This is a genomic window from Bradyrhizobium sp. CIR48, assembly GCF_014198315.1.
Taxonomy (GTDB): Bacteria; Pseudomonadota; Alphaproteobacteria; order Rhizobiales; family Xanthobacteraceae; genus Bradyrhizobium.
Map to the genome: position 1 here is coordinate 153,571 of NZ_JACIHG010000016.1, position 15,334 is coordinate 168,904.

19 protein-coding genes are annotated in these 15,334 nt (G+C 64.9%); 14 read left to right on the plus strand and 5 right to left on the minus strand.

The features are described 5' to 3' along the window. The first annotated feature begins 9 nt into the window (after positions 1-9). The 7 genes from GGD66_RS36855 to adhP all read left to right on the plus strand — a co-directional run bounded on the left by GGD66_RS36855 (position 10) and on the right by adhP (position 6,093). Positions 10-1,212, plus strand: coding sequence for a VWA domain-containing protein (locus GGD66_RS36855; protein ID WP_179734212.1), 1,203 nt, complete (start codon positions 10-12; stop codon positions 1,210-1,212). Between the two features lie 10 nt (positions 1,213-1,222). Further along, on the plus strand, positions 1,223-1,546 hold the full coding sequence (locus tag GGD66_RS36860; RefSeq protein ID WP_007602422.1) for an XdhC family protein: 324 nt from the start codon (positions 1,223-1,225) through the stop codon (positions 1,544-1,546). Between the two features lie 2 nt (positions 1,547-1,548). Next, positions 1,549-2,250 carry an XdhC family protein gene (locus tag GGD66_RS36865; RefSeq protein ID WP_028142905.1) on the plus strand — a complete coding sequence of 234 codons (702 nt, stop codon included), beginning with the start codon at positions 1,549-1,551 and terminating at the stop codon, positions 2,248-2,250. Continuing rightward, complete coding sequence (locus GGD66_RS36870) at positions 2,247-3,851, plus strand: NTP transferase domain-containing protein (protein ID WP_183261572.1); 1,605 nt, start codon at positions 2,247-2,249, stop codon at positions 3,849-3,851. The genes GGD66_RS36865 and GGD66_RS36870 overlap by 4 nt, the downstream gene beginning before the upstream one ends. Positions 3,852-4,046: 195 nt before the next feature. Further along, a complete protein-coding gene (locus GGD66_RS36875; RefSeq protein ID WP_018316523.1) occupies positions 4,047-4,436 on the plus strand; it encodes a DUF4189 domain-containing protein in 390 nt (129 codons plus the stop codon). Positions 4,437-4,518: 82 nt separating this feature from the next. Next, positions 4,519-4,929, plus strand: a complete 411-nt coding sequence (locus GGD66_RS36880; protein WP_092259142.1) for a DUF2000 family protein — start codon at positions 4,519-4,521, stop codon at positions 4,927-4,929. A gap of 138 nt (positions 4,930-5,067) precedes the next feature. Continuing rightward, positions 5,068-6,093, plus strand: coding sequence for an alcohol dehydrogenase AdhP (gene adhP / locus GGD66_RS36885; protein WP_183261574.1), 1,026 nt, complete (start codon positions 5,068-5,070; stop codon positions 6,091-6,093). A 4-nt stretch (positions 6,094-6,097) separates the two neighbouring features. Here the strand turns inward: adhP and GGD66_RS36890 are convergent, their stop codons facing one another. Genes GGD66_RS36890 through GGD66_RS36900 form a run of 3 tightly spaced genes read right to left on the minus strand, consistent with a single transcriptional unit; the run spans position 6,098 to position 7,329 of the window. Next, positions 6,098-6,511 (minus strand): GFA family protein, encoded by a 414-nt coding sequence (locus tag GGD66_RS36890; RefSeq protein ID WP_183261577.1) that lies wholly within the window; start codon positions 6,509-6,511, stop codon positions 6,098-6,100. Between the two features lie 12 nt (positions 6,512-6,523). After that, a complete protein-coding gene (locus GGD66_RS36895; RefSeq protein WP_018316519.1) occupies positions 6,524-6,997 on the minus strand; it encodes an SRPBCC domain-containing protein in 474 nt (157 codons plus the stop codon). Further along, positions 6,994-7,329, minus strand: coding sequence for a helix-turn-helix transcriptional regulator (locus tag GGD66_RS36900; RefSeq protein WP_092259151.1), 336 nt, complete (start codon positions 7,327-7,329; stop codon positions 6,994-6,996). The genes GGD66_RS36895 and GGD66_RS36900 overlap by 4 nt, the downstream gene beginning before the upstream one ends. Before the next feature lie 98 nt (positions 7,330-7,427). Here GGD66_RS36900 and GGD66_RS36905 point away from each other — a divergent pair, with 98 nt between their 5' ends. The 7 genes from GGD66_RS36905 to GGD66_RS36935 all read left to right on the plus strand — a co-directional run bounded on the left by GGD66_RS36905 (position 7,428) and on the right by GGD66_RS36935 (position 13,797). Continuing rightward, a complete protein-coding gene (locus GGD66_RS36905) occupies positions 7,428-8,111 on the plus strand; it encodes a TetR/AcrR family transcriptional regulator (RefSeq protein ID WP_018316517.1) in 684 nt (227 codons plus the stop codon). Then, complete coding sequence (locus tag GGD66_RS36910; protein WP_018316516.1) at positions 8,108-8,896, plus strand: HlyD family secretion protein; 789 nt, start codon at positions 8,108-8,110, stop codon at positions 8,894-8,896. Before GGD66_RS36905 ends, GGD66_RS36910 begins: the two co-directional genes overlap by 4 nt. Then, complete coding sequence (locus GGD66_RS36915; RefSeq protein ID WP_018316515.1) at positions 8,893-9,825, plus strand: ABC transporter ATP-binding protein; 933 nt, start codon at positions 8,893-8,895, stop codon at positions 9,823-9,825. Before GGD66_RS36910 ends, GGD66_RS36915 begins: the two co-directional genes overlap by 4 nt. Beyond that, positions 9,822-10,985, plus strand: coding sequence for an ABC transporter permease (locus tag GGD66_RS36920; protein ID WP_092259154.1), 1,164 nt, complete (start codon positions 9,822-9,824; stop codon positions 10,983-10,985). Before GGD66_RS36915 ends, GGD66_RS36920 begins: the two co-directional genes overlap by 4 nt. 30 nt (positions 10,986-11,015) lie before the next feature. Beyond that, a complete protein-coding gene (locus GGD66_RS36925; protein ID WP_183261580.1) occupies positions 11,016-12,323 on the plus strand; it encodes an adenylate/guanylate cyclase domain-containing protein in 1,308 nt (435 codons plus the stop codon). 145 nt (positions 12,324-12,468) lie between these two features. Next, positions 12,469-12,684 (plus strand): hypothetical protein, encoded by a 216-nt coding sequence (locus tag GGD66_RS36930; RefSeq protein ID WP_183261581.1) that lies wholly within the window; start codon positions 12,469-12,471, stop codon positions 12,682-12,684. 198 nt (positions 12,685-12,882) lie between these two features. Then, on the plus strand, positions 12,883-13,797 hold the full coding sequence (locus GGD66_RS36935; RefSeq protein ID WP_183261582.1) for a PhzF family phenazine biosynthesis protein: 915 nt from the start codon (positions 12,883-12,885) through the stop codon (positions 13,795-13,797). A 227-nt stretch (positions 13,798-14,024) separates the two neighbouring features. On the opposite strand, the gene GGD66_RS36940 is transcribed toward GGD66_RS36935, so the two are convergent. After that, positions 14,025-14,486 (minus strand): DUF488 family protein, encoded by a 462-nt coding sequence (locus tag GGD66_RS36940; protein ID WP_183261583.1) that lies wholly within the window; start codon positions 14,484-14,486, stop codon positions 14,025-14,027. An 8-nt stretch (positions 14,487-14,494) separates the two neighbouring features. Further along, positions 14,495-15,331 (minus strand): DUF72 domain-containing protein, encoded by an 837-nt coding sequence (locus tag GGD66_RS36945; RefSeq protein ID WP_179734226.1) that lies wholly within the window; start codon positions 15,329-15,331, stop codon positions 14,495-14,497. Positions 15,332-15,334 lie beyond the last annotated feature (3 nt).

The following is a 15,334-nucleotide window of genomic DNA, read 5'->3' on the forward strand; positions in this document are numbered from 1 at the left end:
GGATAGACCATGGCCATCAACCACCTGGCGCCCGAGCAGACCGAGCAATTCGCCGACAACATCGTCGGCTTCGCCCGCGCGCTGCGCTCTGCGGGCATGCCGGTCGGGCCGGGCGCTGTCATCGACGCCATGAGCGCGCTCCAGGTGATCGACATCGGCAACCGCGCCGACGTCTTCACCACGCTGGAGGCGATCTTCGTCAAGCGCCATGAGCACGCGCTGATCTTCAAGCAGGCCTTCAACCTGTTCTTCCGCGCCTCGGAAGAGTGGAAGCACATGCTGGATTCGGTGCCGCTGCCGGACGAGGCCAAGAAGAAGCCGCAGGCGGGCTCCCGCCGCGTGCAGGAGGCGATGTCGCAGCCGCGCATGACCGAGACGCCGCAGCACCAGGAGCAGGATCTGCGCCTGTCGGTGTCCGACAGGGAGATCCTTCAGAAGAAGGATTTTGCGCAGATGAGCGCCGCCGAGATCAGCGAGGCGCTGCGTGCGGTCGAGCGGATGCATCTGCCGCAGGCCGAGCTTCTGACGCGCCGGCAGCGGCCTGATGCGCGCGGGCTTCGCCTTGACCTCCGCCGCACGCTGCGCGCCTCCTTGCGCACCGGCGGCGACATCATCGACATCCATCGCCTTGGGCGGATCGAGAAGCCGGCGCCGATCGTGGCGTTGCTCGATATCTCGGGCTCGATGAACGAGTACACCCGCCTGTTCCTGCATTTCCTCCATGCCATCGGCGATGCGCGCAAGCGCGTCTCGGTGTTCCTGTTCGGCACCCGGCTGACCAACGTGACCCGCGCGCTGCGCCAGCGCGATCCCGACGAGGCGCTGGCGAGCTGCTCGGCCTCGGTCGAGGACTGGGCCGGCGGCACGCGGATCTCGGCCTCGCTGCACAACTTCAACAAATTGTGGGCGCGGCGCGTGTTGAGCCAGGGCGCCATCGTGCTCCTGATCTCCGACGGGCTGGAGCGGGAGGCTGATTCCAGGCTCGCCTTCGAGATGGACCGGCTGCACCGCTCGTGCCGGCGGCTGATCTGGCTCAACCCGCTGCTGCGGTTCGGCGGCTTCGAGGCCAAGGCCCAAGGCATCAAAATGATGCTCCCGCACGTTGACGAATTCCGCCCGGTACATAATTTGAGTTCGATCCAGGAGCTGATCACGACGCTCTCCCGGCCGCTGCCGCCGCATCACCGCAGCCTGATCCGCTCCGCAGCTTGAGAGGCACCCGATGCTCGATCGCGACGAGGATATTCTTAAGGCGGCGGAGGACTGGCAAAAGGCGGGCCGTGGCGTCGCGCTCGCCACCGTGGTGGAGACCTGGGGCTCGGCGCCGCGCCCGGCGGGCTCCAGCCTCGTCATCAACGACGAGGGTACATTCCTGGGCTCGGTCTCCGGCGGCTGCGTCGAGGGCGCCGTGGTCACCGAGGCCATGGACGTGATCCAGAGCGGCAAGCCGAGGATGCTGGAGTTCGGCGTCGCGGATGAGACCGCCTGGAACGTCGGGCTGTCGTGCGGCGGTACCATTCGCGTCTTCGTCGAGAAGGTCGGTTAGCCGTGAAGCTCGAGATCCTGCATGAACTCAATGCCGAGCGGGCCGCGCGCCGGCCGGTGATCCTGGTGACCGACACCGAGAGCGGCGAGCAGCGCCTGGTGAAGGCGAAGGATTTTGCAAAAGATCCGTTACGCGCCGAACTCGACAAGCAACTCCGCATGGGCAAGAGCGCCAATGTCGAGGCCGGCGGCAAAAAGCTGTTCCTCAACGTCTACGCCCCGACAGCAAAACTCGTCATCGTCGGCGCGGTCCATATCAGCCAGGCCTTGGCGCCGCTGGCGCGCTCGCTCGGCTACGACGTGACCGTCGTGGATCCGCGAACGGCGTTCGCCAGCCCCGAGCGCTTTCCCGACGTTCCGCTGGTGGCCGAATGGCCGGACACGGCTCTGCCGCCGCTCAATGTCGATGCCTACACCGCCTTCGTCGCGGTGACGCACGATCCCAAGATCGACGACCCGGCGCTGCTGCACGCCTTCGAGCGCGGCTGCTTCTATATCGGCGCGCTCGGTTCGCGGAAGACGCACGCCAAGCGCGGCGACCGGCTGCGGGCGCAGGGCGCCAAGGAAAGCGACATCGCGCGCATTCACGCGCCTATTGGCCTTGCGATCGGCGCGGTCTCCCCGTCCGAGATCGCGGTGTCGATCATGGCGGAGATCACGGCGGTGCTCCGCCTGCCTCCCAAGGAAAAAGAAGAAGCGGCATGAAGTTCGGCCCGGCGAGCCCTGAGGATGCCATCGGCGGGGTGACCGTCCACACCCTGCGCCAGGGACCGCTGGTGCTGAAGAAGGGCACGACGATCGGGCCTGCCGAGGTCGAGCAGCTCACGCGGGCCGGCATCAAGGACATCGTCGTGGTGCGCATGGAGGCGGGCGACGTCTCCGAGGACGTTGCGGCCGCCGGCATCGCGCTGGCCGTCGGCGGCGAGGGCATTCATGTCGAACGCGCCTTCACCGGCCGCGCCAATCTGTTCGCCGCACGTCCGGGCGTTCTGGTGATCGACCGCGCCGCGGTCGACCGCATCAACAACATCGACGAGGCCATCACCTTTGCGACGCTCACCGCCTACAAGCCGGTGGTCGAGGGCGAGATGGTCGGCACGGTCAAGATCATCCCGTTCGGCGTCGAAGGAAGTTTGCGCGATGCCGCGGTGAAGGCCGCAGGCAAGGACGTGCTGAAGATCGCGCCTTACGTGATCCAGCGCGTCGGCGTGGTCTCGACGCTGCTGCCGGGCTTGTCATCCAAGGTGATCGACAAGACGCTGCGCGTCACGGCCGAACGGTTGGCACCCGCCGGTGCCAGCATCATCGCCGAGCGGCGGGTCCAGCACGACGAAGCTGCCCTGTCAGCCGCGATCAAGGAGTTGCTCGGCCTCGGTGCCGAGCTCGTCATCGTGTTCGGGGCCTCCGCGATCGCCGATCGCCGCGACGTGATTCCGGCGGCGGTCACCAGGATCGGCGGCGAGATCGAGCATTTCGGCATGCCGGTCGATCCCGGCAATCTCTTGCTGATCGCGCGGGCCGGCGACGTTCCGGTGCTGGGCGCACCGGGCTGTGCGCGCTCGCCGGTCGAGAACGGTTTTGATTGGGTCTTGATGCGGCTTCTCGCCGGCATCAAGGTGACGCGGTCCGAACTCATGGGCATGGGCGTCGGCGGCCTGCTGATGGAGATCGTGACGCGGCCGCAGCCACGCGCACAGCCCGAGACCGAGGGCAATAGCCAGGTCGCCGCCATCGTGCTCGCTGCGGGCCGTTCGACCCGGATGGGCGGGCCGAACAAGCTGCTCGCCGAACTCGACGGCAAGAAGCTGGTGCGGATCGCGACCGAGCAGGCGCTGGCGTCCAAGGCATCCGAGGTGATCGTGGTCACTGGCCACCAGACCGAGCTGGTCGAGCAGGCGTTGCAGGGCCTGAAGGTGCGGTTCGTCAAGAATCCGGACTTCGCAGGCGGCATCGCCAGCTCGGTCAAGGCCGGCATCGCGGCCGTGCCGGAAAGCTGTGATGGCGCCGTGGTGTGTCTCGGCGACATGCCGCTGATCGATGCCGGCCTGATCGACCGTCTCATCGACGGCTTTGCGCCCGACCGTGGCAATCTCATCGTCGTGCCCGTCAGCGAGGGCCGCCGCGGCAATCCCGTGCTGTGGTCGCGCCGCTTCTTCAAGGAGCTGATGACGCTCGATGGCGACGTCGGCGCGCGCCACCTGATCGCCAAGCACACGGAGGCGGTTGCCGAGGTGCCGGTGGACGGCGAGAGCGCCTTCCTCGACATCGACACGCCGCAGGCGCTTGAAGCGGCAAGACGGGGATGAAGGTGCCGTAGGGCGGATTAGCCGAAGGCGTAATCCGCCACTGTGTTTCCCCGCGCAAACAATTGAGGCGGATTACGCTTCGCTAATCCGCCCTACGGGACCTCTCAACTCTTCGATTTCAACCACCCGTTCACCATCTGGAAACGACCGGCGCTTAGAGTTGCCTCCACCTGCCTTGGGGGGAGGGGATTTTCCATGGCTTCGAACGTCGTCGCGCGCCGTTGCGCGATGTTTTGCTTTGTCTTGTCAGTTGCCGTCACGGGCGCCCGCTATGTCACCGAAGCCCATGCCGCCGGCGCGATTGCAGTCGGCAAATGCGGCGCTTATGGCCAGGCCTTTGATTACGGCCACGAGCACGAGGCGCGTGCCGCGGCGCAGAAGCAGTGCAAGGGCGATTGCACGACGGTGACGATGAAGCGCGCCTGCGCCGCGATGTCGGTCGATATGACCAACCCTTGCGGCGCTTATGGCTACGCCGTCAAGCCGAAGATTTCGGCCTCGCTCAACGCCGCCACGCGCGAATGCTACAAATACGGCGGCAAGGAATGCGTGATCCGCGCCTGGGCCTGCGATGCCAAGGGTTGATTTCGTCGAGCGCTGATTCCTCTTGCTGTCATTCCGGGGCGATGCGTAGCATCGAGCCCGGAATGACAATCGAAGGAACCACATGCAATTCGACACCAAGATCGCGGTCGTGATCCGCACCGATCTTCAGGCCTGGCAGAAGCTCAACGTTGCGTCCTTCCTCACCAGCGGCATCGCTGCGGCCTTTCCCGAATGCATCGGCGAAGCCTATGAGGACGCCTCGGGCACGAAATATCATGCGCTGATCGGTCAGCCGATCCTGATCTATGGCGCCGATGGTCCGGCGTTGTCGCGCGCGCTGGACCGTGCGCTCACGCGCAACGTCAAGCCGGCGGTCTATACCGAGGACATGTTCAGCACCACGCACGATGCCGCTAACCGTGAGGCGGTGAGGGTGGTCGCGCGCAACGATCTCAATCTCGTCGGCATCGCCATGCGCGCCGAGCGCAAGGTGATCGACAAGATCCTCGACGGCCTCAAGTTCCATAGCTGACACGTCGACATTCCCCGCGGCGTCTTGGTGGTGCCATGATGAGGGACGGCTTGCGCAAACTTTGTGCTGTTTGACCCCCGTCAAAGGAGCACCGGACGGCATCGCTATTCTGCTTCGCAAAGCGCAGAGGAGCAGCAGATGCCGACCATGAAAGCCGCAATCGTCAAGCAATTCGGCAAGCCGCTCGTGATCGAGGACGTGCCGGTGCCGCAGCCCGGTCCCGGCGAGATTCTGGTCAAGGTGAAGGCCTGCGGCGTCTGTCATACCGATCTGCATGCAGCCTCGGGTGACTGGCCGGTGAAGCCGGTTCCTCCGTTCATTCCCGGCCACGAGGCTGCCGGCACCGTCGCTGCACTCGGGCCCGGTGTGAAGAATTTGAAAGTGGGGGATGCCGTCGGCGTCGCCTGGCTGCACGATGCCTGCATGTCCTGCGAATATTGCGAGACCGGCTGGGAGACCCTGTGCGAGCACCAGCACAATACCGGCTACAGCGTCAACGGCGGCTTCGCCGAATATGTCATTGCCTCGGCCGCCTTCGCCGCAAAGCTGCCGGCGACGGTCGATTTTGCCGCCATCGCGCCGATCCTGTGCGCGGGCGTCACCACCTACAAGGGATTGAAGGAGACGGAGGCCAGGCCCGGCGAGTGGGTGGTGATCTCAGGCGTTGGCGGGCTTGGTCACGTCGCAATCCAATACGCCAAGGCGATGGGGCTGAAAGTTGCCGCGGTCGACATCGCCGAGGACAAGCTCGAGCTTGCGCGCGAAACCGGCGCAGATCTCGCGGTCAACGCACTCGCGGATGGCGCGGTCGACAAAGTTCGTGCGGCAACCGGCGGCGGGGCTCACGGCGTGCTGGTGACGGCTGTCTCGACCGCCGCGTTCGCTCAGGCGCTGAAGATGGTGCGCCGGAAGGGCACCGTCAGCCTCGTCGGCCTGCCGCCGGGCGAATTCCCGACGCCGATCTTCGACGTCGTCCTCAAGCGCATCACGGTGCGCGGCTCCATCGTCGGCACGCGGCGCGATCTCGACGAAGCCGTCGCATTCGCTGCGGACGGCAAGGTGAAGGCCGAAGTGACGAAGGTGCCGCTTGCGCAAATCAACGACGTCTTCGAGCGGATGAAGGCCGGCAAGATCGACGGCCGCATGGTGCTGGATTTCGGCTAGCGTCTCATCCAGGCGGCATGCCCTCGAACTTGACCAGGCTGGGATCGAGGCGATCCCAGCCATGGCCGCGCGCGGCGAAAGTGACCGCCTGCGGCTTGTAGCGGGCAGGCTCGTCGAGGCTCGCAGCGCGAATTGTGAGGACGTCGGGCTGTGCCGCGAAGGTCATGTACACAGGCACGCCGCATTGCGTGCAGAAACCGCGCGTCTTCACATTGCCGCTGTCGGCGACCATGTCCCAATGCTTCGCCTCGCCGGTTAGCGTGACGCCGGCACGCGCGAACGTCGCGTATGAGCCATGTGCACTGCCGCTTTCGCGCTGGCAGTCGCGGCACTGGCAGTGATTGCTGAACAGGGGCTCGCCGACAATCGAATAGCGGATCGCGCCGCAGGCGCAGCCGCCGGTGTAGGGCTTGTCCATTGCGATGCTTCCTTACTTGTCTTCGCCGGAGATGGCATCGAGCCGCTGCAGCACCTTGACCCAGCCGTCGCTCATGTTGCGATAAGCGGTGTCGTTCGTCGGCGTCACGAAGCCCGAATGCACCACGCGCACGCGCGTCCCGGCTTCGACCGGCGTGAGGGACCAGGTGACGACGGTGTCGAGCGCCGAGCCGTAACCGGTGTTACCCTCGTCGCCACCCTTCCAGGCAAAGGCGAAGCGTTGGTTCGGCACGACCTCCAGAACGCGGCAACGGATCGTGCCATCCCACGCGCCGGCCGGGTTGGTCTTGAACGTGAAGGTGTTGCCTTCGACGGCCTCGAAACCGGTCGGCGGCATCAGCCAGCGCGCAATCAACTGTGCGCTGGTCAGCGCCTTCCAGATCGTCGCGACGGCGTGAGGGAAGACCTCGTCGATGACGATGTCTTTGGTCTGGTGTTGGGCTTGAGCTTTGGAAGCAGCACTCACGGATCGATCTCCTTCAAGAGGTCACGCAGGTTCTGGAAGCGCTCGCGCCAGAACACGCCGTAATGGTCCATCCAGGTGACCAGCGGTTCGAGCCCTTGCGGTGCGGCGCGGTAATAGACGTTGCGGCCCTCGGCGCGCTCGGCGACGAGTCCGGCCTGCTTCAGGGACTTCAGGTGCTGCGAGATCGCGCCCTGGGTCACGCCGCTGCCGCGCGTCAGTTCGGCGACGCTGATCTCCTTGCTCTCGAACACGCGCTCGAACACCGCTCGGCGCGTCGGGTCGGCGAGGGCACGCATTACGGTGGTGACGGGGTTTGGAGCAGTTTCGATCATGACATTCAATTAGTAGAGGCTAATTCATTAGTCAATGCTAATTCTTCTACTTCTATCGCGGTATTGACTGTGACTGACTGGTCAGTCATATATATCTGATGATGAAGAAGTCGACCAAGCTCGCCAACAAGTCGGCCCTGAGCGCAGAGCCTGCGTCAGCCCGCGGAGAGGTGCCTGCATCGAATCGCGCTGCGCGCGCGCAGGAGCGGCGCGCGGCGATCGTGGAGGCCGCGATGGAGGAGTTCATCGCCCGCGGTTTCGCCGCAACGCGACTCGACGACATTGCCAAACGCGCCGGCGTCGCCAAGGGCACGATCTACCTGCACTTCAAGGACAAGGAATCAATGTTCGAGGAGCTGGTGCGCATCGTGATCGTTCCTGTCGTGGCTCGGCTGACCGCGCTGCCGCCGCCGACTGGCTCGGTGCGCGACCTCATCGAGGCGTTTGCCAGCAATTTCCTGAAAGAGGTCATCGGCACCAGGCGTGGCGATCTGGTGCGGCTGATCGTGGCGGAGGGGCCGCGCTTTCCGGCCGTCGCCGATTTCTACTACCGTGAGGTCGTCTCGCGCGGGATCGCCGCCATGCGCGCCCTGATCGAGCTCGGCATCGCCCGCGGCGAGATCCGCGAGAAGGACCTCGCGCGCTATCCGCAGATCCTGGTCGCGCCGGCGATGATCGCGGTGATCTGGCAGAGCCTGTTTGCGCGGCACGCGCCGCTCGATGCACAGGACATGCTTCGCGTTCATCTCGATTTGATTTTTGGCGAACGGAGGACGACATGAGGTCGTCGCAAACAATTTTCAGCATTGCATTGGTGATGGCGCTCGCAGCCTCGCTCGCCGGCTGCCAGGAAAAGCGCGATCCCGGTTTCCAGGGCTGGGTCGAGGCCGACATGATCTTCGTCAGCCCCGACGAAGCCGGGCGGGTCACCAAGCTGAACGTCCGCGAAGGCGACGAGGTCAAGGTCGGCGATCACCTCTATTCCGTCGATGACGATCTCCAGCTTGCCGACCTCAACCAGCAGAAGGCGACGCTCGCCAACGCGCAGCAGACCTATGACCGCGCGGCCTCGTTGAACAAGACCGGTTCGGGCACGCAGGCCAATCTCGATTCCGCCGTGTCCGCCTTGCGCGTCGCGGAGGCGCGGGTGGCGACCTCGGAGACGCGGATGGCGCGGCGTAAGGGCTTTGCGCCGGTTGCCGGCACCATCCAGCAGATCTATTTCCGCGAGGGCGAGATGGTGGCGGCGCAGCGGCCGGTGCTCTCGATCATGCCGCCCGGTAACATGAAGCTGCGCTTCTTCGTGCCGGAGACCGAGTTGCCGAAGCTCGCGATCGGCGACACGGTGCGCATCTCGTGCGACAACTGCGCGGCCGACCTCACCGCAAAGATCTACTTTATTGCGACCTCGGCCGAATACACCCCGCCTGTCATCTACAGCCTCGATGAGCGCAACAAGCTGGTCTATCTGATCCAGGCGCGGCCGTCGCGCCCCGACGCGCTGCGGGTCGGACAGCCGATCGACGTCTATCTCAATCCCAAGACCCCGGTGGCGGACAAGCGATGAACGGTGGCAACGGCATCGCGATCGACGTCAAGGGCCTGACCAAATCGTTTGGCGGCCGCGAGGTCGTGCACGATCTGTCGATGCAGGTGAAGCGCGGCTCGATCTATGGCTTCCTCGGGCCCAACGGCTCGGGCAAGACCACGACCATCCGTATCCTCTGCGGCCTCCTCACCCCCGATAGCGGCGAGGGCACGTGTCTCGGCTACGACATCCGCCGCGATGCCGAAAAGATCAAGCGCCAGGTCGGCTACATGACCCAGCGCTTCAGCCTTTATCAGGATCTCTCCGTGCGCGAGAATCTCGAATTCGTGGCGCGGCTCTATGGTCTGGCCGATGCGCGCGGCGCCGCGCGCGACATGATCAAGCGGCTCGGGCTCTCCGGGCGCGAGGAGCAGCTTGCGGGCGAACTCTCGGGCGGCTGGAAGCAGCGCTTGGCGCTGGGGGCCTGCACGCTGCCCAATCCGCAATTGCTGCTGCTGGACGAGCCCACCGCCGGCGTCGATCCCAAGGCGCGGCGCGACTTCTGGAACGAGATCCACGCGCTGGCCGCCGAGGGCCTCACCGTCCTGGTCTCGACCCACTACATGGACGAGGCCGAGCGCTGTCACGAGATCGCCTACATCGCATACGGCCATCTGCTGACCCACGGCACGGTGGAGGAGGTGATCGCGAAATCCGCGCTGACGACTTACACCGTAACGGGCGAGGACCTCAACGGGCTCGCGGCCGAGCTCACCGGCAAGGCCGGGATCGACATGGTGGCGCCGTTCGGCACCTCGCTGCACGTGTCGGGGCGCGACGTCGCCGCGCTCGAAGCCAGCGTCGCGCCATGGCGCGAAAGAGATGGCTTGCACTGGCACAAATCGTCGCCGTCGCTGGAAGACGTATTCATCGAGCTGATGGGGCGCTCCAAGGACAATTTCCAATGAGTGCTGTCGATCGTCCGGCCCCAGGCCACGAGACCCGCGAGCGCTTCGGCTTCCTGCGGCGCTCCTATGCGATGCTGATCAAGGAGTTCATTCAGCTGAGGCGCGACCGCGTCTCGTTCGCGATGATCGTGATGCTGCCGGTGATGCAGCTCATGCTGTTCGGCTATGCCATCAACACCACGCCGCGCCATCTGCCGAGCGCGGTGCTGCTCCAGGAGGATTCCGATCTCGCCCGCTCGATCCTGAAGGCGCTGGAGAACACTGCCTATTTCCGCTTCCTCTATGAGGTGCACGACGTCGACGATTTCGACAACCTCCTGAAATCCGGCAAGGTGCTGTTCGGTGTCGAGATCCCGCGCGGCTTCGAGCGGGCGGTACGGCGTGGCGACAGGCCGGCGCTGCTGGTCGCGGCCGATGCGACCGATCCGGTGGCGGCGAGCTCGGCGATCGGCTCGCTCGGCATGATCGTGCAGACCGCGCTCAAGCACGATCTCTACATCGGCGATCCCCCGGAGATGCCGTTCGAGATCCGTGCGCATGCCCGCTATAATCCGGCCGCGGCCTCCAGCCTCAACATCGTGCCGGGCCTGGTCGGCACCATCCTCACCATGACCATGCTGATCTTTACCGCGCTGTCGGTCACGCGCGAGGTCGAGCGCGGCACCATGGAGAGCCTGCTGTCGATGCCGATCAAGCCGGTCGAGGTGATGTTCGGCAAGATCGTGCCTTACGTGCTGGTCGGCTTCGTGCAGGCATTCCTCATCATCGGGATCGGCGTCGGTCTGTTCGGCGTCCCCGTGCTCGGCAATCTGTTCCTGCTGGCGCTGCTCTCGACGCTGTTCATCACCACCAACCTGTCGATCGGCTACACCATCTCGACGGTGGTGCAGAACCAGCTCCAGGCCATGCAGATGTCGATGATGTTCTTCCTGCCAAGCATTCTGCTGTCCGGATTCATGTTTCCCTTCGCGGGGATGCCGACCTGGGCGCAATATCTCGGCGAATGCCTGCCCCTGACGCATTACCTTCGCATCGTCCGCGCCATCATGCTGAAGGGCGCGACCATGCAGAATCTGCATTTCGACGCCCTGGCGCTGGCGATCCTGATGGCGCTTGCCATGACCATCGCCGTGACGCGCTTCCGCCGCACGCTGGATTGAGGCACAATGCCCCGGAATCGAGGGGCGGGAATGGTCAGATTTGCCAGCAGGAGGACACGGCAGCACGCCGTGCTATCGGAGGATTTCGAGCGCGAGCTGACACGCGAAGTGCTGCGCACCGAGCTGCTCCGGGTGCGGGCGCTGATCATGACGGGCTGCGTCATGATGGTGCTGCTCACCGCGATCTATTTGATCGACCCCAGTGTGGTGAACCGGGTGTGGCGCGGAACGGAAGGGCTTGTCGAGGTCTACGGCCTGCTCGGCGGCTTCATCCTGTTCGAGGTTTGGGTCCACACCCAGATCAGGAAGAATCTCCGGCTCGATCGCGACCTGCCGGTGATCCGGCGCTATATCGGCACGCTGATCGAGACGTCGCTGCCCACGGTGATCCTGATTCTGCAAACCCGGACCATGGGCGCGAGCCAGGCTCTCGGTTTCGCCGTTCCGCTGATGTACTTCATTTTCGTCATCCTCTCGACCTTGCGGCTCGACTTTTGGCTCTCTGCGTTTACAGGCTTCGTCGCCGCAGCCGGGCTTCTGTCCGTCGCGCTGCTCTACAACGCGGCCGACGAGGCCGGCGAACCCCTGATCTATTTCCACGCTGTGCGCAGCATCGTCATCCTGATCTGTGGCGCGCTGGCGGGCGCGGTCGGCGCTCAGCTGCGCCGCCAGTTCGCCGCGAGCATCGCGGCTGCGACCGCGCGTGACCGGGTGACGAACCTGTTCGGCCAGCACGTCTCTCCACAGGTGGTGGAGCGGCTGATGGCGGCGGGAACCAGCGGTGGCGGTGACGTCCGCCGCGTCGCGGTGATGTTCGTCGATTTCCGCGGCTTCACGGCGGGCGCGCAGTCGCGCACCCCACAGGAGGTAGTCGACCGGCTCGACGGCGCCTTTGCGGTGCTGGTCGACATCCTCGATCGCCACGGCGGCATCGTGAACAAGTTTCTCGGCGATGGCTTTCTCGCGCTGTTCGGCGCGCCCCTGGAAGCCTCCGACGCCGCGCATCGCGCGGTTGCCGCGGGCCGCGAGATGCTGAGTGCGATGGACCACATCAACGCACAGACGAGCTGGCCGCTGCGTATCGGCATCGGCATCCATTTCGGCGAGGTCGTCGCCGGCAATATCGGCTCGCCCCGGCGCAAGGAATATACCGTCATCGGAGACACCGTGAACTTCGCCTCGCGGCTGGAGGCTTTGAACAAGGAGTTCGGCTCGCAGCTCCTGATTTCGGAGACCGTGCGCGAGGCGCTAGGCAACGATGGTGACGATGCTGTTGCGCTCGGCGAGGTCGAAGTGCGCGGCTATGAGCGGAAGGTCGCGGTGTTTCAATTGGGGTAACGGCTCTTCAAGCGCGAGTCGCGTTTGGTTGAAGCGGAGTCGCGCTGCCTTGAATGCGCGTGATGAAATATCCCTGCTAGTTTTCGGGTCTTGCATTGTGGAAGCCGAAACGCCTCGACTTTCACTTCTCACCCGGAGAAAGCCAATGACCCGATTGACCCTTGTTGCCGCCGCCCTGATCGCCGCAGCCGCTACCCAGGCTCAGGCGGCGACGACGCGCCACGCTGCCACGCCGCGCGCTGCTGTGACTCAGGCGGTGTCCGACTCCTGCGTCAGGGCGCCGGCAGAGGGCGCGTATGCCTCTGCGCCCTACACGCAGCCGCCCTGCCTGCCGAACACGACTTACCCGTACGCCTATTGACGATCGCAACAAACGATGTCGGGTTGGCGAAATTCGCCAGCCCGACTTCGAGAATCGCTGCCGCCGATTAACCTCCAACGCGTCATCGCGATTGCTCCGATTGCTCCGAATTTTGGGGCATGACGAGCGATGTCGCCGGCCTATAGACTGCCGCGCGATGCGGCCCGTTGCGGTCGCGACTTGCATGAGGGATCGAAGATGCAGCGCCGCTACGTTACCGTCGACGTGTTCACCGACCGCGCCTTCGGCGGCAACCAGCTCGCCGTGGTGCTCGATGCCGGCGGGCTCACGACCGCTCAGATGCAGACGATCGCGACCGAGTTCAACTATTCCGAGACCACCTTTGTGCTGCCGCCGCGCGACAAGGCCAACGACGCGGAGGTGCGCATCTTCACGCCGGTGCAGGAGATTGCCTTCGCGGGCCATCCCAACGTCGGCACCGCCTTCGTGCTCGCCTCGATGGCGAAGGAGCCGAAGCCACGTCTGCTGTTCGAGGAGAAGGCCGGGCTCGTACCGGTCGCCATCGTGACAGAGCAGGGCCGGGTGATCCGAACCGAGCTCACCGCGCCGCAGCCGCTGGAGCGGCTCTCGCGGCTGCCAGCTGCCGAAGCCGCAAGCTGCATCTCGCTCGTTGCAGACGACATCAAGACCGACAATCACGAGCCTGAGATCGTCACCGTCGGAAACGCGTTTCTGGTGATAGAGCTGCATTCGCGCGAGGCGCTGAAGCGCGCCCGGCCGGATGCGGCAGCCTACGGCAAGCTCTTGCCGCGCGATGGCGCCCGCTCAGTGTGGTTCTATACGCGCGACGTGCCCGCTGCGGAGGCACCTTGCGAGCGCCAGGCGCGAATGTTCATGCGCGGCGCCAGCGGTCTCGTCGAGGACCCCGCCACCGGCAGCGCCACGGTTGCCGCGGCCGCACTGTTCGCTGATCTCGATCCGATGCGCGATGGCGAGCTCAAGCTCACGGTCGGCCAGGGTTTTGACATGGGCCGGCCGAGCATCCTCTCGACGCGCGTGCGCAAGCAGGACGGCAAGATCGTCTCCGCCCATGTCGGCGGCAGCTGTGTGCAGATGATGGAGGGGACGTTCAAGCTGGCGGGGGAGGGCTAGGCGTCATTCCAAGCTCGTGCTGGGTCCCACCGTCGTCCCGAGAGCCTAACCGAAAAGTTTTGAGTCAGGCTCTGAGGTGCGAGCCCTTGCGAGCCTCGAAGGATGCACGGCCGAGGTGCAGCCTCAGGGCACGCCGTCGTCCTTCGAGGCCGCTGAAGGAGCGGCCACCTCAGCGATTCGAGACTTACAAGGATGACGGTTACGGCTGACACCGGCGCCCACGACGATCAGACCTGCCGCCCCGCCAGATTCGTCACCGCAACCCCATCGCGCTCCTCGATGATCTCCGCGATCATTTGGCGGTGGCAATGGGTGTGGTCGCGCTCGTAGCAGAGCAGGCACACCGGGCCGGCCTTCTTCACCAGCGCCGAGAGTTCGTCCATCGCTTCCCTGGCCTCGGGCGCCTTCAGGTGCTTTGAGAAGATCTTCTCCAGCACGTCGTACTGACCGCTGCGTGCGGCGAGACGGCCCTCCTTCGGCGTGCCGAGCGCGGCGAGGTGGACATAGGCGATGCCGCGCTCGTCGAGACCCGCGGCAAGCTGCTTCTTGGAAAAGCCAGGCCGGCGAGACGATGTCACCGCGCGCACGTCGACCACGAGCTTGACGCCGGCCTCTACCAGCTCATCCAGCACCGCCTTGGGCGGCGTCTGCTCATAGCCGATGGTGAACAGCTTCTTCGCCTTTGCCATGGATCACCTCAGCTCACCCTTGCGATCAGCTCCATGGCACCGGCGGGTGCGCGCACCTTGCCCTCGTGGATGACGTAGGCGAACACGTCGCGCGGCTCCTTCTTCGGCTTGGCCTTGTCGACCTTCGGCAGGTCGTCGGGTTCACCGCCCGAAGCCCAGGCCTGAAGGCGCTCGGCCCAGGCATCGAGCTGCTTGGGCGGGTAGCAGGTCTTGATCTCGTCATTGCCCTTCTGCAGCCGGGCATAAACGAAATCACCGGCGACGTCGGCGATGGCTGGATATTTGCCGTGCTCGGCGAACACGACGGGCGTCTCGAACTCGCGGATCAGCGCCACGAAGTCCGGCGCGCAGAAACTGTCGTGTCGGACCTCGACGACGTGGCGCAGCGCGCGTCCCTCGAGCTTGCGTGGCAATAGTTCGAGGAACTTGCCGAAATCGGCGCCGTCGAATTTCTTCGTCGGCGCGAACTGCCACAGCACCGGCCCGAGACGGTCGCCAAGTTCCAGCACGCCGGAATCATAGAACCGCTTGATGGAATCGCCGGCTTCCGCCAGCACCCGGCGGTTGGTGGCGAATCGCGGTCCCTTTACTGAAAACACGAAACCGTCGGGCACCTCGCTCGCCCATTTGCGAAAGCTCTCCGGCTTCTGTGAGCCGTAATAAGTGCCGTTGATCTCGATCGAAGTCAGCTTCGAGGCGGCGTAGGACAGTTCCTTCGCCTGCGTCAGCTTCTCCGGATAGAACACGCCGCGCCACGGCTCGAAGGTCCAGCCGCCGATTCCGATGAAGATGTTGCCTGACTTTTTGGACGCAGTTTTTGCTTTGGCCACGGAAGGATCTCGCATCGA